At 56.3% G+C, this 18861-nt stretch carries 16 protein-coding genes; 10 read left to right on the top strand and 6 right to left on the bottom strand.

What is annotated here, in order from left to right:
* The first annotated feature begins 194 nt into the window (after nt 1–194).
* Together R5R33_RS12830 and R5R33_RS12825 are read left to right on the top strand one after the other, a co-directional pair.
* A complete protein-coding gene (locus R5R33_RS12830; RefSeq protein WP_318953098.1) occupies nt 195–566 on the top strand; it encodes a BlaI/MecI/CopY family transcriptional regulator in 372 nt (123 codons plus the stop codon).
* Nucleotides 559–2193, top strand: coding sequence for a M56 family metallopeptidase (locus tag R5R33_RS12825; RefSeq protein WP_318953097.1), 1635 nt, complete (start codon nt 559–561; stop codon nt 2191–2193). The genes R5R33_RS12830 and R5R33_RS12825 overlap by 8 nt, the downstream gene beginning before the upstream one ends.
* Before the next feature lie 82 nt (nt 2194–2275).
* On the opposite strand, the gene R5R33_RS12820 is transcribed toward R5R33_RS12825, so the two are convergent.
* The 4 genes from R5R33_RS12820 to R5R33_RS12805 form a co-directional block, all read right to left on the bottom strand.
* On the bottom strand, nt 2276–2593 hold the full coding sequence (locus tag R5R33_RS12820) for a DMT family transporter (protein ID WP_318953096.1): 318 nt from the start codon (nt 2591–2593) through the stop codon (nt 2276–2278).
* 282 nt (nt 2594–2875) lie between these two features.
* Nucleotides 2876–4342, bottom strand: a complete 1467-nt coding sequence (locus R5R33_RS12815; protein WP_318953095.1) for a M20 family peptidase — start codon at nt 4340–4342, stop codon at nt 2876–2878.
* 283 nt (nt 4343–4625) lie between these two features.
* On the bottom strand, nt 4626–5066 hold the full coding sequence (locus R5R33_RS12810; RefSeq protein ID WP_318953094.1) for an OsmC family protein: 441 nt from the start codon (nt 5064–5066) through the stop codon (nt 4626–4628).
* A 268-nt stretch (nt 5067–5334) separates the two neighbouring features.
* Entirely contained in the window at nt 5335–6093 is a 759-nt protein-coding gene (locus tag R5R33_RS12805) for a helix-turn-helix domain-containing protein (protein ID WP_318953093.1), read from the bottom strand.
* Between the two features lie 191 nt (nt 6094–6284).
* On the opposite strand from R5R33_RS12805, the gene R5R33_RS12800 reads away from it, so the two are divergent.
* Entirely contained in the window at nt 6285–8369 is a 2085-nt protein-coding gene (locus tag R5R33_RS12800) for a VIT and vWA domain-containing protein (RefSeq protein ID WP_318953092.1), read from the top strand.
* A gap of 92 nt (nt 8370–8461) precedes the next feature.
* Complete coding sequence (locus tag R5R33_RS12795) at nt 8462–9286, top strand: SIR2 family NAD-dependent protein deacylase (protein ID WP_318953091.1); 825 nt, start codon at nt 8462–8464, stop codon at nt 9284–9286.
* Between the two features lie 33 nt (nt 9287–9319).
* On the opposite strand, the gene R5R33_RS12790 is transcribed toward R5R33_RS12795, so the two are convergent.
* Together R5R33_RS12790 and R5R33_RS12785 are read right to left on the bottom strand one after the other, a co-directional pair.
* Nucleotides 9320–10066: a tRNA-uridine aminocarboxypropyltransferase gene (locus R5R33_RS12790; RefSeq protein WP_318953090.1), complete on the bottom strand. Its 747-nt coding sequence runs from the start codon at nt 10064–10066 to the stop codon at nt 9320–9322.
* Between the two features lie 18 nt (nt 10067–10084).
* On the bottom strand, nt 10085–11155 hold the full coding sequence (locus tag R5R33_RS12785; protein WP_318953089.1) for a methyltransferase: 1071 nt from the start codon (nt 11153–11155) through the stop codon (nt 10085–10087).
* Nucleotides 11156–11654: 499 nt separating this feature from the next.
* On the opposite strand from R5R33_RS12785, the gene R5R33_RS12780 reads away from it, so the two are divergent.
* The 6 genes from R5R33_RS12780 (at nt 11655) to R5R33_RS12755 (ending at nt 18790) form a co-directional block, all read left to right on the top strand.
* Nucleotides 11655–12404: an OmpW/AlkL family protein gene (locus tag R5R33_RS12780; protein ID WP_318953088.1), complete on the top strand. Its 750-nt coding sequence runs from the start codon at nt 11655–11657 to the stop codon at nt 12402–12404.
* Nucleotides 12394–14721, top strand: coding sequence for an autotransporter family protein (locus R5R33_RS12775; RefSeq protein WP_318953087.1), 2328 nt, complete (start codon nt 12394–12396; stop codon nt 14719–14721). Before R5R33_RS12780 ends, R5R33_RS12775 begins: the two co-directional genes overlap by 11 nt.
* Before the next feature lie 33 nt (nt 14722–14754).
* On the top strand, nt 14755–15618 hold the full coding sequence (locus R5R33_RS12770) for a DUF1853 family protein (protein WP_318953086.1): 864 nt from the start codon (nt 14755–14757) through the stop codon (nt 15616–15618).
* A 94-nt stretch (nt 15619–15712) separates the two neighbouring features.
* Nucleotides 15713–16315 (top strand): GbsR/MarR family transcriptional regulator, encoded by a 603-nt coding sequence (locus tag R5R33_RS12765; RefSeq protein ID WP_318953085.1) that lies wholly within the window; start codon nt 15713–15715, stop codon nt 16313–16315.
* Between the two features lie 79 nt (nt 16316–16394).
* Entirely contained in the window at nt 16395–17774 is a 1380-nt protein-coding gene (locus R5R33_RS12760; protein ID WP_318955735.1) for a cytochrome ubiquinol oxidase subunit I, read from the top strand.
* On the top strand, nt 17771–18790 hold the full coding sequence (locus R5R33_RS12755; protein WP_318953084.1) for a cytochrome d ubiquinol oxidase subunit II: 1020 nt from the start codon (nt 17771–17773) through the stop codon (nt 18788–18790). Before R5R33_RS12760 ends, R5R33_RS12755 begins: the two co-directional genes overlap by 4 nt.
* The last annotated feature ends 71 nt before the right edge of the window (nt 18791–18861 follow it).

Genomic DNA, 18861 nt, shown 5'->3' with positions numbered 1-18861 from the left:
TAAAGCCGTGGGGCTGTTTTATGGAAAAAGCCCAAACCACTTCCAGGATTCCATACGCAAGCTAAATCCAATCATCCACATATTCCATTTTAATCTATAAAAAATTATATCTATTTCTAAATCCTCATTTCATTTAGACCTCGCATTGACTACATTTGTAATCAATTAAGACTACACATGTAATCGGAGGCCGCATGGAGATTTCAGAGGCAGAGCACGAAGTAATGGAAGCCTTATGGGACGGTGCACCTGCGAGTGCTCGGGAGGTTTTTCAGCGGCTTGAAAATAAGAAAGATTGGCAAGAGCGAACTGTAAAAACGTTGCTGAGCCGCCTGGTTAAAAAGGGGGCCATCGATTATGTGCAACAGGAGCGGTCCTATTTATATTCTCCCTGCTTTGATCGCGAGGCTTACCAGATCAAACAGAGTAAAAAGTTCGTGGACCGACTTTTTGACGGCCAGCTCTCGATGCTTATCTCAGGATTTGTAAAAGGTGGGGAATTAAAGAAGTCAGATATTGAGGAACTCAAAGACATTATCAAACAATGGGAGAAAGATAATGATTAACTGGGTTCTAGAGCAGCAAGAGGTACTGACATTAGCTCTCCTCGTAGTTTGGCTTAGCGATTTGGCCTTGGCAAAACGTATTGGAGCAAAATTCACCTACCGCCTGTATGCACTCGTTCCCCTGGCACTTATCTTTGTCAACCTTCCACCCATAGAATTTGACAGCTCAGCCGCCACTAGCGAATCGGCCTATTTGGTTTCTGAAACCCTAGCAACTACGTTCAATACCGTTAACGAATACCAGGTTACACAAAACCTGACATCAAACTCAGCGAATAACGTTCAATGGATTTGGCTATTTGGGGTAGGCACTTTACTGACGGGCTTACTTGTTGGGTTAGTCAGGCTTGCCACGATACCAAAATCACCAGTGCTTGATGAGCGGCAGTATCATCGACTTCCCAGCGGCATATTTTATACGTCCAACAAGGTGAAAGGCCCCATTTTAAAGGGGATATTCAAGCCAGAAATCATCCTCCCCACTGACTATCAAAAATGTTATGAGCCACAACAGCTGGACTATGTCTTTGAGCATGAACTCGTACATGCCAATAGATTCGATAACCTGTGGAATCTGCTTTCTCTAATTTTCGCAATTTTCTTTTGGTTTAACCCAGTCGTGTGGGTGGTCTACCTACGCTTCCGACTTACGCAAGAATGCGCTTGTGATGAAGAGGTACTGTCTCAGGCTGACAAACACAAAAAAATCCTATATTCCAGGGCGATGCTGCAGTCCTACGAGCACTGGAACGGATTCTGGATGCTTCAATCACATTACGGAGATAAGATGACAATGATTACACGGATCAATCGCTTGAAAACCGCTTTAAAACCATCAAAACTGGCCCGCCTTTTCGCAGGCTGGATTAGTGCAGCGATTTTGAGTTTAGCGTTCCTTTGGGGGCAAGCATCGGCAAACACCAAAAACACCATCAATCTTAACGAATTAAACTTATTCAACCTTTCCTTGCCAAGAGCGGCATTTTTTGAAGGAATTCAAGGCGAAGTTTATCTCCAGTTTGACGTTGAAGAGGGTGTGGTTTCGTCGGTTAAGGTACTAGAGGTTGTGACATCAGGTGGGCATGAGGAGGAGTTTGTTGAATCTGCGACCAATTTCATCAAAACCCTACCGTTTAGTGGCGAAAACGCCAACCTGACTGCCGCCGAGTATGTTGCGCGATTCCATATGGCAGGAGTCGGCGCATCACAGGTTGCTCGCGATAAGGCTCTTAAAAGGATGCCCCACCGTAAAATTCATTTATTGCCCTATTCAATCCCAACCGCTGCGAATGAAATTTCGTTCAGCGGGACCCCAAAATTGCAATACATCAAAAACCACTACCCGAGCTATCCAGAAGGGTTGGAAGCCTTGGGGGTTTCTGCATCGGCGATAGTAGAGTTGGATGTACGGGAGAGCGGCATTGCGGTCAATCCCCGCGTAATCAGCGTGGACGCACCAGCCGAGTATCAGGACGCTTTCCGTCAAACTGCACTGCATGAAGCGGACAATCTGAATGTATTTAAAAATAATTCCGGACAACCGCTCGAAAACGTCAAAGTAGAACTCCGCTGGAGCCCCGCTGATTACTCAAAAGGAGTTGACGCGTCCAAGTTAAAACGAAACTAATCTCGACTTCCGTCTTCGCTGGAAACATTTATAGATGTTTACTGTTTCCAGCGAAGCAGGTTATCCCTATAGACCGCTGATCTCAGGCACTGGAAAGTTTCATCAATACCAAGCCCGAAACAATCAGGATCGCGGCGGTGATTCGCATTGCATTCACCGGTTCCGCAAAAACCATAATCCCCACAAGAAACGCCCCGATAGCGCCAATACCGGTCCAGATGGTGTACGCAGTACCGAGTGGGATAGTTCGCATGGCAACGGCCAACAGCCAGAAACTGCCGATCATTGTGACGAGGGTGATAATGGAAGGGGTGAGCCGGGTGAAGCCGTGGGACTGCTTCATGGAGAAAGCCCAAACAACTTCAAGGGCACCGGCGACGAGAAGGTAAAACCAGGACATTGACTGCACCGTTTCAAACAGGGCCAGGTCGTCCTAGGCATTTTTACCCGAATTGGGGGAGGTCGTCCTCCTACAGCTGGCGGAACAATAGCCCATGGGCAATTTATGAGCAAACGGTTTTTTGTACCCTACAGAGATGGCGGTTGTGGTAACGCTGGAATAGGACCCACTAGCGAAGAGGCACCACATGTATGAACGCGACGGAGCAAATCGCGACCGAAAAGTCAGCGCAGCGGGCAGCCGGGAAAGACGTGACCAGGAACCATATTCGCGTGCTTGTATCTATTTGAGCTCCTCAAGGTTATTCATCAACTGATAAAAGAAAGCGATGGAGCGACCGTACTCATCCACCAGTATGCGTTCATTCACCCCGTGAAAACCGCCGAACTCTTCCATCGACTCCAGCTGAATCCCTGTGATCGTGTACACATTCGGAGCAAATGGCCGCGCCTGGAAATGCTTTGAATCGGAGCCACCAATCACGAAAAAAGGTGAAACAATCAGGTCATTACCCCAGGTTTGCCGGATTGTTTTTTCCAGCATCTTGTAGCCGCTGCCATACGGGTCCGCAATATTGGTGGGTGGCGTCGAGGCGGAGATATCCTTGATTTGGACGCGATCATCATCAATCGCCTGTTTGACATGGGCGATAACGCCTTCTTTGCTATCTCCCGGGGCGATTCTGAAATTGACTACCGCAGTTGCCGATGGCGGCAGCACATTGTCCTTGATCCCGGCGTTAAACATGGTGACCGCAATGGTGGTATGCAGCATGGCACGCGTTACCTGCTGAGCGGCCATCTCGTCGATAAACTTCTTTTCCAACTCGGTGGTTTTACTGTCATTGCCGAACGCCACCGCTTCATACATGGGCTGCTTTTCTTTCGGCAGCTCCGGGCCCATAAAGCGGTACTGGTAGCGCACCGCCCGGTTAATCTTGTAGGGGAACTGGGTGTTTTCGAGCTTAGTGATCGCCGCCGCCAATATGCCAATATTGGAATGCTCAGGAGGCTGGGAAGAATGTCCGCCCTCACCGTTAACTGAAAGCTGCAGGCTCATGTAGCCCTTTTGCGCGATACCGATAAGAGCGGAATTTTCCTTAATGCCAGGAAAAACGCCGGGTATTAATGGTGCCGATTCATCGATAACAAAGGCGATTTCGTTGATACCGCGGCCTTCCAGCACATCGACGATATGCTTGACGCCTTCCGGGCCACCGACTTCCTCGTCGTGACCGAACACGAAGTAGATGGTGCGATTCGGCTGGAACCCCTCCTTGATCTTCATTTCCGCGGCTTCCAGGATCGCGTGGATCTGGTTCTTGTCATCCAGTACGCCGCGCCCCCAGATATAGCCATCCGCGATTGCGCCGGAAAATGGCTCCTGCTTCCACTGGTCACGGGATTCCTCGGCAATGGGCACCACGTCCTGATGCGCCATGAATACCACCGGCGGCAATGACGGGTCCTTGCCTTCCCACGTGTACAGCAGGCTATAAGGGCGGGGCTTGCCGAGTTTCTCTCTTTTCAGGGTCTTGTGAACGTTGGGATAGGCTTCCACCAGGAATTGGTGGTACCCCTCGAAGGCTTTTACGTCAAAGTCGCTGCGGTCCTGGTTCGAGATCGTCGGGAACTGCACCGCCCTGGACAATCGCTTGGCCGCTGCCTCTACATCAACCTTGATCTCCACGGGTTCCACACCTTTCATCTGCATGGAGGTAAATTCCTCGTCTGCAAAACTTGCTGTCACGAGGCCAATACTCAACAGCGCAGGGGTGAGACATTTCAACCTGTGCCATTTCAGCGCCTTCATTTCCTGACTTCCCCTATTCAGATGATCTATTGAATCTAGTGAAAGCTAATCAAAGGACGCGTATTGCGACGCCAAAAATCAGGTGCGCTTTTTTTTAGGGCGATAAGTAACCGTCAATTCTTATCGATGATTTCAAATAAAAACTGGGCAGGTCGCACACACTTATGCAGTCCCAGAGTTATTGAAGGAATAAAGGAAAGTCGTTAATTGGAACCTCGTTTCAGGCCAGCCGAGTGCGAACCTTGATCTCTGATGTCAACGTACGATGCACGGGGCAGCGATTGGCGATTTCCAGCAACCGCTGACGCTGCTCTTCGGTTAGATCCCCCTCAAGGATTACTTCTCGCACTATCTCATCAATTTTTCCATTGCTGGATTCGCAATCCGCACAGTCTTGCGCATGGATTTTTTGATGAGAAAGAATCACCCGCACACGAGCCAGGGGTATATTTTTATGATCCGCGTACATGCGGATGGTCATACTGGTACAGGCCCCAAGCCCCATCAGAACATACTCGTAAGGCCCCGGCCCGAGATCACTTCCCCCAACATCTTCCGGCTCATCTGCCAGTAATTGATGTATACCTGACGTCATCGTCTGCACGAATTTTCCGTCACCATTTTCTTCTACCGTGACAGTGGTTGACTTGGCATCTTCCATTTTCGTCTTCCTTTTTTTTGGTTGATCAGGTGTTTCCGTCGACGGAGCTTGAAAAGCTGTGCAATACATATCTAATACAAGATTCAGCGAAATAGTGGTGCTCGATACGCACCAGCGCTATCCGCGCGGCAACAAGATCCAGACCATCCCGGGAAAAGCTTCTTCCCCATCTTGCGCCTGTACAGCGCGCTGGAGCCCTTCTTCACCAAGCAGTAGCGCCCAAGTGAAGTCGAACTCGTGAAGTAGTGAACCGGTTACTTCGCGGGCTTCACTTGGGAAAAACCTTTTCCCGGTTGCCGCGCCGCAGGCGGCTGAAATATTGCAGTTCCCACGGGCGTAACGCGATCAGCAGGCTGGAACCGTAGCGCTCGTCCAGCGCCAATACTGCATCCGCATCGTGCAGCTCGTCGAACTGTTGCAGCAGCCGGTCCATTTTTTTCATCAGCTCGGCATTTGCCGCCCGCGACAGCATGCCGGTGCGGAATACGAGTTTTTCCCCCGGGCCGGAGAAACTGGATGCCAGGAACTCCGGCTGAATTTCCTTCTGGAACAGCTGCTGGATAGGTCCGTTGGGGAGCCAGCGAAATTCCTTCGCCACGATCACCCGGTAGCGGTTGAGCGGCAACAGCTCGATGAGCTTCAACCGGTCGAGACGCGCGAGCAATTGAATGCTTTCGGTCTGACTCAGTTCATAGGTTTCGAGAATCTGCTCGACGGTCCAGTGGTTGAGCACGCACACCGCCATAAGCAGCAGGCGCGGGTCCACAGCGATTTCCCGCTCCTGCTCCTCGCTCAGGGTCGCGATGCCGCGCCGTGCCTCTGCGGCCTTGCGCACCAGTTCGGAAAAATCCAGCCCGGCGATACCGCACAGGGATTCGAGGCGTGTAATAGACAGGGTACCGCCGGTGAACATCCGCTTGATGCTGCTCTCCGATAGATCCAACTGGCGGGCAATTTCCGCGTAAGTCACTCCCCTCGCCTTCAGCTCGCGCTTCAGCGTCTTCATCAGTGCCGCTACCTGGCTCATTCCCCGCCCCTCAAATTCTGTCTCACAGAACCACGTAAGTATCACCAATTGATACTTTCCGGTCCCGCTCACGCGACTTTATCGGATCCGGGTGAACCCTGCGAGCCTTTGCCGATACATTCCCCTCCGGCGCGTGCCCTTGAAGGCACGCAATTCCATTCAGCCCCAGGTGGCATACGGAGGAACCGACAATGCAACGTTTGTGGAGCAACCCTATCGGCTGGTGTGTGTGTTTGATACTGGGCACGTTGTTGCCGGGTCTCGCCATGGCGGCTGGCCTGCTGACCCCGGCCAACAGCAATCTGCCCCAGCTGGAGATCAAGGAGCACCACGTCAATGTGGTGATCGAGGACGGCTATGCCATCACGGAAGTGGAGCAGACATTTGCCAACCCCCACGACCAGGAACTGGAAGCCATTTACACCTTCCCGGTTCCGGAAAAGGCCTCGGTGGGTGAATTCACCTACTGGATTGATGGCAAGCCGGTAACTGGCGAGGTAATGCGGAAGCAGCGGGCGCGCGAACTGTACGAACAGGAAAAATCCCAGGGCCGGCGAACCGCGCTGACGGAACAGGATGAATACCGCAGTTTCGACAGCCGTGTGTACCCGGTGCTGCCGAATGACACCGCGCGTATTCGAATGGTGTATATCCAGCCGGTACATGCCGAACTGGGTATCGGGCGCTATGTGTACCCACTGGAGGAAGGCGGCGTGGATGAAGAGCGCATGGCGTTTTTCACCTATCAGGAACACGTGCAGGAAGCGTTCAGCTTCAAGCTGACCATGCGCTCCTCCTACCCCATCGACCAGTTCCTGATGCCCGCGCACCCGCAGGCACAGGTGCAGCGCTCTTCCGACCAGGAATGGCAGGTGTCATTCGCCAATTCCGCCGGCGGTGCCGCGCTTGCCGGCGAGGAAGGCCAACCACCCGCATCGATGACGACCGCGACCGCCAGTGCCTTTACCCTGGACAAGGACATCGTCGCCTACTGGCGCCACCAGCCCGGTCTGCCCGGTGCTGTGGATATGATCACCTACCGCCCCGAGGGCAGCGATCGCGGCACCTTTATGCTGACGCTGACGCCGGGGGACGACCTGGGTGAAATATCCCAGGGGCGCGACTGGACCTTCGTGCTGGATCTCTCCGGCTCCATGGCGGGGAAATACCAAAGCCTTGCAGAAGGTGTACGCAAGGGACTCGGCAAGTTGCAGCCGGGGGATCGCTTCCGCATGGTCCTGTTCAACGACCAGGCCCACGAGCTGACCAACGGCTATGTCGCCGTCAACGACGCCAACGTAACCCACTATCTGCGGTTGCTGGAATCGACCCAGCCTGACGGTGGCACCAACCTGTTCGCCGGCCTGAAAGCCGCGTACACCGGGCTCGACTCCGACCGCCCCAGCGCAGTGATCCTGGTGACGGACGGTGTTGCCAATGTGGGCGTGGTTGCCAAGAAAGCCTTCCTGGAACTGCTCGAACAACACGATATCCGTTTGTTCACCTTCGTGATGGGCAACAGCGCCAACCGCCCACTGCTCGAGGGCATGGCCAAGGTATCCAACGGCTTCGCCATGAACATATCCAACAGCGATGACATCTCCGGGCGCCTGGTGCAGGCGGCGGACCAGTTGCGCCATGAAGCCTACCGGGATATTTCCCTGAGCATTTCTGGCAACAAATCCGGGATCAAGGTGCGCGATATGAGCCCCGCGCAGATCGGCTCCCTGTACCGCGGCCAGCAGCTGATTGTGTTCGGGCACTACTGGGGCGATGGCCCGGCGAAGCTCGACATCAACGGCAAGGTTTCAGGTCGCGAGGTGCACTACCGCTCGGACCTGAAGTTCCCGGCAATCGACACCCGCAACCCGGAACTGGAGCGGCTGTGGGCCTACGCCACTATTGAAGATCTGCAGAATCGCATGGACTACCTCGGCCATGACAGCGACAGCGAAGACGCCATCGTCGATCTCGCGGTGGAGCATGGGCTGGTAACCCCCTACACCTCCATGGTGGTGGTGGAGGAACAGGTATTCGAGCAACAGGGCATTGCCCGCAATAACAAGGCTCGCGTCGAGCGGGAAAGAACCGCCCGTGAAAACCGCGCGGTAGCGCCGGTACAGGACAACCGGCAGGACAGCGCGCAACCGGCCTTCAATGGCAACCGCGCCTATCCCCGCAGCAGTGGCGGCTCGACGGGGCCTGTTATGATTCTGCTGCTGTTTACCCTGATCCTGTTACGCCGGCAGACACGCTGGAAAACCGTCGATAATTAATGCGCTAGCGTAAAAACCGGAGCCCCATTGGAGACCCGGTTTTTGCGAAACTCGCCTTTAATACGACACATAATCCGACCTGAGGAAAGACCTTGGAATTGACTGAACTGGCCACCCAGGCCGCATCTGCCATTCGTCGGGCCGATGGCCTGCTGATTACCGGCGGTGCCGGTATGGGTGTCGACTCCGGGCTGCCGGATTTTCGCGGCAACGAAGGTTTCTGGCGCGCCTATCCGGCACTGGCCGAGGCCGGCCTGTCCTTTGTCGAGATTGCCGATCCGGAGCATTTCCACAGCTACCCCGAGCGCGCCTGGGGATTTTACGGCCACCGCCTGAATCTCTACCGGCGGGTACAGCCGCACGCCGGTTTCCAATTGTTGCTGGCGATAACCGAAAAGCTGCAGAAAGACTATTTCGTTTTCACCAGTAACGTGGATGGACACTATGCCAAGGCGGGATTCGATCCGGAGCGGATCTTCGAGTGCCACGGTTCGATCCACCACTTTCAATGCGCAGAAGACTGTGCGAGCAATATCTGGCAAGCCGACAACCATACCGTTGAGGTGGATGAACAGCGCTGCCTCGCGATCGGCGCAATGCCCAGATGTTCAGACTGCGGAGGGGTAGCCCGCCCGAACATTCTGATGTTCGGTGACTGGCACTGGAACGCCCGCCGCGCAGAGATGCAACAGGCCAGGTACGAGAATTGGCTGCGAGGAATTGGCAACCTGGTCACCATCGAATGCGGTGCCGGCACCGCCATCCCCACGGTGCGGAACCAGGGTGAATATCTCGATGGCACCCTGATCCGGATAAACCCGCGGGAATCGCAATCCACTCACCCCAACGCCATTTGCATGGCCGCGGGTGCACGAGAGGCAATCAGCCGGATTGCAGCTAAGCTGGGGATCGAGTGATCCGGTGGGATTTTCCGCGATACGCCTTCGCGCTTAGTTATCATTCGCCGTGCATGAGAGTAAGTGCTGTTCCAACACTTCGTGGCTCTCTCCCCGCTCCGGCAGATAGCAGCCGCGCGTCGCCACATAGTGCTGGTTAAACAGCGAGAAATAATGTTGCAGTATCTGTGCCGGGTGATTTTCCCCCGCCAGCAACAGGCAACTGATGGCCGCCTCGGCGGTGGAAAAGCGATCGTCTCTTCCCGAATCCCGCACCAGATACGATTTCACAAAAGCATCCGGCAGTTTCAGGCAGGGCACGCGGTCCAGCCAGCGACTGAGCGCGATCATCCGGCTGCACTGTTTCCAGGAACCATCCAAGACCAGCAGCGTGATTTTTTTGCTACTGGCACCAGGCGCGGGCAATGCCTGCACAATTATCCGTGCTTTTCCCTCATCCTCGCTGGCCGGGAAAACGATATAGCATTCCCGCGCCGGGTCATTCAGTAATACCTCCAGACCCGCCGGTGCCTCCAGCCGGTTCCACAGAAATATTGGCGTCTGTGGGAAAACATCGGTAATCAAGCGGCCGGTATTGGTGGGTTTGAACAGCTCCTTGCGGTGCACCAGCAAAGCAAAGTCAATCTGACTCTCTACCGTTGGCCGCCACTGGCAGATACACGCGTACTCGGCCATCTGGCAGTCGGCGCAGCGAATAACGCTTTTGCCCTTGGCATGAAACGGCTTGGTGGACTTTGCCAGTTCCTGATCGCGCAGGCGGGTGAAGTTGGTGGAATACATATAAAACCTGTAGCGATGCTAACGGCTGACGCCATTGCGTTTGGCAAAAATTCGGATGTTGCGCGGGGTAATGTCACGGGAGCAAAAACTGGAAAGCTCAACCTGACAACCGCCCTCTTCCAGATACAGCGTCAGATCCAGTACCAGCCACAATTCCAGCGCGCGGCGAAAACCGTGGGAAACCAGCTGCATCCGCAAGTATTCGGCGTAGCGCTGCTCGGCGCGCGCGAGATAGGGCTGGATATCAAACCCCTCCGGAATAACCAGGGATTTTTTATCGGCCAGGGCCTGAATCACCCGCTCCGGTCCCTGCGCCAGCATGTGATAGCCGAGCGAGGGAGTCGGCAGATATTCATCGACGCCGCGCAGCTCCCGCTGGATCAGGTCAAACGCCATGCGCCACTGCCCCATGGTGTGGGACTGCCGGCGCTCGCGCTCTGACGAGGTCACCATTTCCTGTACCGCGAGGCGAACCTGGTTTCTGTTCAGGGCCAGATCGTCGGCCTGGGCCGCCTGTGACAGCGGCATATACAGATCGTCCAGCCACAGTTGATAGCAGCAGGGAACCAGGCACAAGTATGTCGAATCGCTGTCGCGCCACTGCCGCAGCAGTGTGCGGTGCAGATCCCCGCAGGCGTGCAACGCGATAACAAAATCCGGCGCAGCAAATGCGTGGGAATCCTTGAGCACGTCCTTGCAGGAAAACGTCACATCCTTTACCCAGGGCGCCGCCAGGGTCGCCCCCTCATCGCAGAGTGACGCCTGGCGTTCCACCGCATGCAGCGGACACTGCCAGTGGTGCGCCAGCGCGCGACCCAGGTGGGATTTTCCGGCACACCAGTCCACCACCGTTTGTGCCGGCGCCGGTATCGCCGTCGGCAGCACACCGACAAAGGCGGCCGTCTGCATCCATTTGCGCCCGGGCACACCGGTACCCATCCGCTCCGCAAGCGGGGCGGAGCGGCTGTACTCAGGCAGCGGCAGCAGCGCCAGCAGGTCGCGGTAACCGGGCAAGAAATCCGCCAGAAAACCGTGCAGTGCTTCGGGCTGCGAGTCCAGCGAATCCACCTGCGCGTCGCTCAGTTGCAAACACGCAGCGCTGAGCGCTGGAAACTGGTCACGCCAGGCCAGTTCCGGGCCGCAAAATGCCGAGTCCCGCCAGCAGGTTGCCAGAGATCGCAGGGCATCTGTGAGAGACGAAAATTGCGAGCGGTGCTGCATGGCGTTGTGACAGATCTGGGGATGGAAACCGGGGTGAAGAAACGTAAAAACCGGATAAGTAAGGGAGGGCAACAAGCGGCGGCTTCTGCACATTTCCGGGTGTCGGGTGACGATATTTTACACGTCTAGCCAAGCAATGTCGTTGCGACTATGGAGGCCCGCAAGCTGCGTGAACGAATGGTCAACGCAGATTTAATCCGCCCGGCAAAGTCTCCGCCACGTGCTACTTTTACTGTGGCATTCAGGGTTTCCCCAGCGGTGTCCAATTCAATAATTGCCGCGCCAAGACCAATCGCTTGATCCAGACGATGACCGAAAAACCATAAGCACGGTCACTGGGGTCAACCGGTGCACAACGGAGTCAATAATGAAAATACTCAGACTGGCCGCTTCACTGATATTTATTCCCCCCCTTCTGGCCTCTGCGCAGATCCCTGTTTCAGATTTGGACCTGACCCGCTTTTATCTGCGCATGGGAGGCAGCTTCGTTTATCCCGATGACGACGGCACGCCGCTCAAATATTACGAACTGCAGGACTGGCAGCTGTACCGCACCAATTGGGATATAGAGGAAGACACGACCTGGAATGTCTCCGGCGTGTGGCGCCCTCTGCCTTATCTGGGCCTGGAACTGCTGTACGTCGGAGATGCCGACCACTCTCTACACCTGGAAAATTTCCGCGCCTATCCCGGGCGCGACAATATCTATTTCGGCCGCTTTTCCACTTCATCCGCCAATCTGTTCGTCAACTGGTACATGACGGACCTCGACTGCCTCGGGCAGCCCTACCTGGGAATAGGGCTCAACTATTCCGACTTTTACGACGATGAACTGAACCCGGAATTTCAGCGCTACCTGATGGACAGCGGCATGGCCGCAGGGCTCGGCAAACTGGGCATGGGACACTCCTGGGGTGCCAGCGCACAGCTCGGTATCGATTGGCGCCTGGGACGCGGCTTTGCCAGTTCCTGGCTGATCAATGCGGCGGTGATCTATACCGACACCAGTACCGATGCCGTTGTCACGTATCCTGTCAGTCCCGGCTACGAGCGGCTCTATTCGGATCTGGACACCAATCCCTGGACTCTGAACCTGGGCATTACCTATGAATTCTGACGCCGCGGATTTGATGCCCATGCGGATCTGGCTGGCATGCGGCTTGTTACTTCTGCCGTTTGGTGCGCTGGCGGAATGCACACCCGGTAATACCGGCACCGAAGGGTCGGACGAGATTCTCTGCGATGAGGAGAACGATGCCGGCGGCGCCGATGTGAGCAGCCTCGGTGGCGACGACATCCTGTATCTGAACGGCGGCACCATGGGCAGCGTCGATACGGGAAGCGGCAACGACCGCATAAACCTGAACGGCGCGACAGTGGAGAACAACCTGTTCACCGGCGACGGCGATGACACAGTCATCATGGATAACCGGGATTCCGAGGTCGGCAATTTTTTTGATGGCGGCCTCGATACCGGCGCCGGCAACGATCATGTGGAGATATTTGACGGCCTGGTGTTTGAGCTGAATACCGGCAGCGGAAATGACGAGGTCATTCTCGACGGCGGTTTTATTTACCGGCATCTCGATACCGGCGACGGCGACGACATCATTTATTGGGACGAAGGCCTGGTGTCGCTGGTGCGCGGCGGCAATGGTTCCGATGAACTCACCATAGATGCCTTTGCTTACGAGGGCGACGCCACACTCGATGGCGGCGACGACCTCACCGCCGACGACGGTTTTGTGGATACCCTGCGCTTCAAACTGGATCACCAACTCGACGGCAACCTGCTGCAGAACTGGGAGCGGATCATTATCAATGGCAGCTCCAAGATACGTTTCAGTGGCACATTAGCTGTCGGTGGCGGTAGCGATGGCGACACGCCACTGGGGCTGGATATTCGCTACGGCGGGATCGTTGAATTCGCACCGCGGAATTACACTATTTCCGGCGATATCATTAATGCCGGCACCCTGTGGCTGTGGGACGAGCGCTTTAATAATTTGAACCTTGCCAGCCACGGCGATGGGCGCTTCGGCAATTACCATGGCCGCGACGGTCGTCTGTGGATAGACACTCAGTTGGGCGCAGACAATTCACCCACGGACTTGTTCAATATTGCCGGGGGTGCCAGTGGTCGCACCCTGGTGCGTATTTTCAATCAGAACGGTACCGGCGCTGCCACCACCGGCAACGGTATCAAGATCATCGACGTTGCCGGAAATTCTGCCAGCGATGCCTTCGTGCTCGACGGTGACTACCTGGGACTCGATGGCGAAATCGCCACCGTCGGTGGTGCTTACGGCTACGCCCTGTATCAGGGCGGACTGCAGAGCCCCGATGATGGCGACTGGTATTTGCGCTCGACGCTGCTGGACCCCTTCGACGGTAGCGGGCAACTGATCCCGCGCTGGCAACCGGGTGCGGTGCTGTATGAAACCTACGCCCAGGTCATCCGCCGGATGAATCAGCCCGGCTCGCTGCGCCAGCGGGTGGGCAACCGCTTTTGGGCGGGCACCAGTTATCGTGATCGCGGACTCTGCTGTTATCGCGACGCGGTGGAAAAAACCATCGACGGTGGCGGCCCGTGGCTGCGGGTAGCATCCAGCTATTACGAGAACACCCCCGATCAGTCCACGAGTCGCGCCGAGTGGCAGCAGGACTATAGCCAGGTTCAGGTCGGCACGGATATTTCCTTTGATCCCTCGGTGTATGACGGGCGACTGATGCTCGGGCTGTTTGCGCAGTATGGTTACGGCAACATGGATCTCGACAGTTTTTTCGGCCACGGGGAAATTACCACGGACAGCTACGGGGTCGGTTCATCCCTCACCTGGTATGGCAGACAGGGTACCTACGCCGACCTGCAGATGCAGTTCAACTGGTTTGACTCGGATCTGTACAGCCATGAACTCTGGTATCTCGGCAAAGGCAATGATGCGGTCGGCTTCAATTTTTCCGTCGAGACCGGCCACAGTTTCAAACTGTGCGACTTCTATTCCCTCACCCCGCAGGTGCAGCTGATCTTTAACGCCGAGGAGATCGACGATAACCGCGATCCCTACAATGTGCTGCTGAAAGACACAGACAATGACGGGGGCTCTGCGCGTTTCGGGCTCGCCTTCGAGCAGCGGGTCAGCCAGCGCGCAAACCGCAACAGGGACGACAGCCTGTTGCAGGAGCGTATCGGCCTCTACGCCATCGCCAATGCCTATTACTATTTCGAAGACAAAACCGAAGTCCAGGTATCCGGTACCTCCCTCTACCAGTCCCGGGACGAATGGTGGGGGCAACTTGGCCTCGGCTTTACCTACGACCAGTGCGGCGACCGCTGTTCGGTGTATGGCGAAGTGGACTACGCCACCAGCCTGGATAATTTCGCAGACAGTTATGAGGCGAGCCTCACCATCGGCTTTCGCTACAAATGGTAGCCGGTGATCGCGGGGATTCCCTATACTCGCCCCATGACACCCTCAATTCCATTCGCGACACCCGATCACTGGAGCAACCTGTTGTGGGCACTTTCCGCCCCGGATATCGCACCGGAATTCCCGCTGCCTTGGCTGCCGCCGCAGCGGCGTGAGCGGCTGCATCAGTTCTTTTCCGCACCCGACATATGCTCCCGCCTGCGGCCGGAACTGGAACTCGAACTGCAGAACCTTAAAAGCCGGCGACTGGGTATCTACTTTGAACAGTTGTGGGCGTTCGCCTTTTCCCATCACCCGGATTACACACTGCTCGCACGCAACCTGCCGATCCGCCGCGGGGAAAAAACCCTGGGGGAACTGGATTTTGTGGTGCGACATTTGCCCGACGATACGGTCGAGCACTGGGAAGTGGCGGTAAAGTTTTACCTGCAGGTGGCAGACTACTGGGTGGGCCCCGGCTTGCGGGACCGGCTGGATATCAAGCTCGCGCATATGCAAGACCACCAGTTGCCCATGATTCAGCAGCCGGAGTCCAGATCGCAGCTGCACCGGGCAGGACTGATACCCGAACGGCAGTGGGCGGTGATGCCGGGGCGGCTGTTTGCGTCGCTGGATGAAACCAACCCCTCCCCCCGGTACTGGTGGACGACCGCCCGCAGCTTTCAACGGCAATTTGCGGATCGGCAGTGGCAGTGGCTGCAACTGCCCAAACAGACCTGGCTGGCCCCCTGCTCTGGAACCAACCCGCTAGCACCACAGCCAGAGGAACACCTCACCCAGGCCACTGCATACTACCCACGTTGCGTAGCCGGCTTGCAGGGCGCCACCGAGGTGAGCCGCGGCTTTATGGTTCCCATCGACTGGCTTGCACAGGCCCGCCAACACATCCTCCTCGGCTAGTCCCCGCCATCAAAGTGCATTTGCGGCCTTGACTTGTCTCAAGTTGCATTTACAATTTTCAGAAATTTCTGAAAGTTAAGAAATCTCTAAAAACATGAAACTATCCAACCAGGCCCAGGCCTTTGTACTGCACTTCGGCGAGATGGGCAGCCGCTGGGGGTTCAACCGCACCGTGGGGCAGATGTTTGCCCTGCTCACCATTCATTCCGAGCCACTGAATGCGGACCAACTGGCGGAGGCGCTGAAGATCAGCCGCGGCAATGTGAGCATGGGGTTGAAGGAGCTGCAGGCCTGGCGGCTGATCGAGCTGCACCACCAGCCCGGCGACCGCAAGGACTACTTCACTGCCGCCGGCTCCATCTGGGATCTGGCGCGCACCGTGTTCGAGGAGCGCCGCAAGCGCGAGCTCGACCCGACCCTTACCCTGTTGCGCCAGTTGCTGCTGAGTGATCCCCGCGATGAACAGGAAGCCCAGGCACAGGAAAAAATCCAGGAGGTGTACAGCCTGCTGGAAATGCTCGACCAATTCGCCAATACCCTGAGCAAGCTGGACCACAGGGACCTGCACAAGCTGATGAAGCTGGGTTCCGGGCTCAACAAACTGCTGGATATGAAAGCCAGCGTGAAAGCCAAAACAACCGGTAAATCCGCCACCACCCCCACTGCCAAAAAGCCGACCAAAAACAAAACGAAGTAACTGCCGTAACCCCTGCGGCCGTGTCGGGCCGCAGCCCTGAAACGAGGTACCCTTTGTGGACATTGCGCTGGACACCCTGATGCTGTCGCGAATCCAGTTCGCCACCAATATCAGTTTTCATATCCTGTTCCCCTCCATCACCATTGCCCTCTGCTGGATCCTGTTCTTCTTCAAACTGCGCTTTGATTTCACCGGCAACCCGGTGTGGATGCGCGCTTACCGGTTCTGGGTGAAAGTTTTCGCCCTGACGTTTGCACTGGGCGTGGTGAGCGGTATTACCATGTCGTTCCAGTTCGGTACTAACTGGCCGGGCTATATGGAAAAAGTGGGCAATATCGCCGGGCCGCTGCTCGGCTATGAGGTGCTCACCGCATTTTTTCTCGAAGCGACGTTTCTCGGCATCATGCTGTTTGGCATCAAGCGGGTACCGAGCAAGGTCCACACCTTTTCCGCGCTGATGGTCGCGGTGGGTACCACGCTCTCCGCCTTCTGGATCCTGGCCCTCAATTCGTGGATGCAGACACCCGCGGGTTATGAAATCCGCGATGGTGTGGTGCACGCCACCAGCTGGATGGAAGTCATCTTCAATCCCTCCTTCCCCTACCGCCTGATACATATGCTGCTGGCTTCGGGCCTGACCGCAGCCTTTTTTGTCGCCGGCCTTTCCGCGTATCGCATTCTCAAGGGCGATGAAAAGCAGGCACCGCGACTGGCATTGAAAACCGGACTGATACTGGCGGCGATACTGGCACCACTGCAGGTATTTGTCGGTGACCTGCACGGACTCAACACCTTCGAGCACCAGCCGCAGAAAATCGCCGCGATGGAAGGCGTCTGGGAAACCGAACAGGGTGCGCCGCTGCTGCTGTTTGCCATCCCCGATGAGGAGACCCGCAGCAACCACTTCCCGATTGCCATTCCGAATATGGCGAGCCTGATTCTCACTCACAAGGCAGATGGGGAGATCCGCGGACTCAATGACTTCAAGGACAACCATCCTCCGGTCAAGCCGATGTTCTTCGGCTTCCGCATCATGGTGGGTGTGGGCGTTCTGATGCTCGCTACCGCCTGGGTGGGTTGCTACCTGCTGCGCCGCCGCAAATCCCTGCCGGGAATTTTCCTGAAAATTCTGGTTGCCATGACCTTCTCCGGGTGGGTGGCAACACTGGCGGGCTGGTACGTCACCGAGGTGGGAAGACAGCCGTGGCTGGTCACCGGCATCCTGACCACGGCGGAAGCCGTCACCCCGGTGGCGCCGGCCAATGTGGGCCTGTCGCTCACGCTCTACCTGATTGTCTACGTGGTGCTGATGTGGGCCTATATCCACACCCTGAAACGCATGGCGATCAAGTCCGTCTACGTCGAAGAATTTGAAACCGCAGAACCCGCTGCGGACGGCAGCCTCACCAATCTGCCGCAATCCCATATCGAGCCGCACACCGTGGGAGAAAAAGCATGAACGAAGTAATCAGCCATAGCGGCGACTGGCTGCCGGTGATTTTCATTGCCCTGATGGGCATCGCGGTGCTGGCCTATGCGATTCTCGATGGCTACGACCTGGGTGTGGGTATCCTGCTGCCGATGGGCGCAGACGACGAGTTGCAGCGGGATACCATGATTGCCTCCATCGGCCCCTTCTGGGACGCGAATGAGACCTGGCTGGTACTGGCGATCGGCCTGCTGCTGATCGCCTTTCCCACCGCCCACAGCCTGATTCTGATGCACCTGTATCTTCCGGTGGCCATCATGCTGATCGGCCTGATCATGCGCGGGGTGGCGTTCGACTTCCGCGCCAAGGCGGCGGTGGACCACAAGCTCGCCTGGGATCGCACCTTCAAGATCGGCTCGCTGCTGACCACCCTCACCCAGGGTTATATGCTCGGGCAGTATGTGATGGGCTTTGACCAGAGCCTGCCGTCGCAGCTGTTTTGCACGGTGTCCGCACTGGGAGTCACTGCCGCTTACAGTTATATCGGCGCCGCCTGGCTGGTGTTGAAAACCGAGCACCAGCTACAAAGTCGCGCGGTGCGCTGGACCCTTGTCGCCGGCCGCGCAACGCTGGTGGGTGTCATCGCGGTGTGCGCGATCAACCCGCTGGTAAACCCCGGGGTGTTCGACCGCTGGTTTACCTTTCCGCTGGTGATGTTCGTGCTGCTGATACCGGTACTCTGCTTTCTCGGTTTTATTGGCAATGACATCCTGTTGCGCAGGCTGCCAAAAGCCGGTGACCGCCACAGCGCCATTCCCTTCGCCATCGTTGTGGCGATTTTCGTACTGTGTTTCAGCGGCCTGGGGTTCAGCTTCTTTCCGGAAATCGTGCCGGGCAAGCTCGACATCTGGGAGGCCGCCAGCGCGCGGGAATCACTGCAATTTATCCTGGTAGGCGCGGTGATCGTAATTCCCGTAATCCTGATGTACACCGCCTTTTCCTACCGGGTGTTTCGCGGCAAGGCCACGGAGCTGCACTACCACTGACGCACGCAAAATAAATTGCCAATCCCGAAAATGAAAACGGCCCGCACAGCAATTGTGCGGGCCGTTTTCAT

It is taken from the genome of Microbulbifer pacificus (assembly GCF_033723955.1).
Classification (GTDB): Bacteria; Pseudomonadota; Gammaproteobacteria; order Pseudomonadales; family Cellvibrionaceae; genus Microbulbifer; species Microbulbifer pacificus.
Note: the sequence above shows the minus strand (reverse complement) of the source record. Positions and strands in the feature narration are given on the sequence as shown.

Bases quoted from the DNA above. Each gene is read 5' to 3' on its own strand.
- R5R33_RS12830 (WP_318953098.1), top strand. From the start codon at position 195: ATGGAGATTTCAGAGGCAGAGCACGAAGTAATGGAAGCCTTATGGGAC.
- R5R33_RS12825 (WP_318953097.1), top strand. From the start codon at position 559: ATGATTAACTGGGTTCTAGAGCAGCAAGAGGTACTGACATTAGCTCTC.
- R5R33_RS12820 (WP_318953096.1), bottom strand. From the start codon at position 2,593: ATGTCCTGGTTTTACCTTCTCGTCGCCGGTGCCCTTGAAGTTGTTTGG.
- R5R33_RS12810 (WP_318953094.1), bottom strand. From the start codon at position 5,066: ATGGAAGATGCCAAGTCAACCACTGTCACGGTAGAAGAAAATGGTGAC.
- R5R33_RS12805 (WP_318953093.1), bottom strand. From the start codon at position 6,093: ATGAGCCAGGTAGCGGCACTGATGAAGACGCTGAAGCGCGAGCTGAAG.
- R5R33_RS12800 (WP_318953092.1), top strand. From the start codon at position 6,285: ATGCAACGTTTGTGGAGCAACCCTATCGGCTGGTGTGTGTGTTTGATA.
- R5R33_RS12790 (WP_318953090.1), bottom strand. From the start codon at position 10,066: ATGTATTCCACCAACTTCACCCGCCTGCGCGATCAGGAACTGGCAAAG.
- R5R33_RS12780 (WP_318953088.1), top strand. From the start codon at position 11,655: ATGAAAATACTCAGACTGGCCGCTTCACTGATATTTATTCCCCCCCTT.
- R5R33_RS12775 (WP_318953087.1), top strand. From the start codon at position 12,394: ATGAATTCTGACGCCGCGGATTTGATGCCCATGCGGATCTGGCTGGCA.
- R5R33_RS12770 (WP_318953086.1), top strand. From the start codon at position 14,755: ATGACACCCTCAATTCCATTCGCGACACCCGATCACTGGAGCAACCTG.
- R5R33_RS12765 (WP_318953085.1), top strand. From the start codon at position 15,713: ATGAAACTATCCAACCAGGCCCAGGCCTTTGTACTGCACTTCGGCGAG.
- R5R33_RS12760 (WP_318955735.1), top strand. From the start codon at position 16,395: ATGCTGTCGCGAATCCAGTTCGCCACCAATATCAGTTTTCATATCCTG.
- R5R33_RS12755 (WP_318953084.1), top strand. From the start codon at position 17,771: ATGAACGAAGTAATCAGCCATAGCGGCGACTGGCTGCCGGTGATTTTC.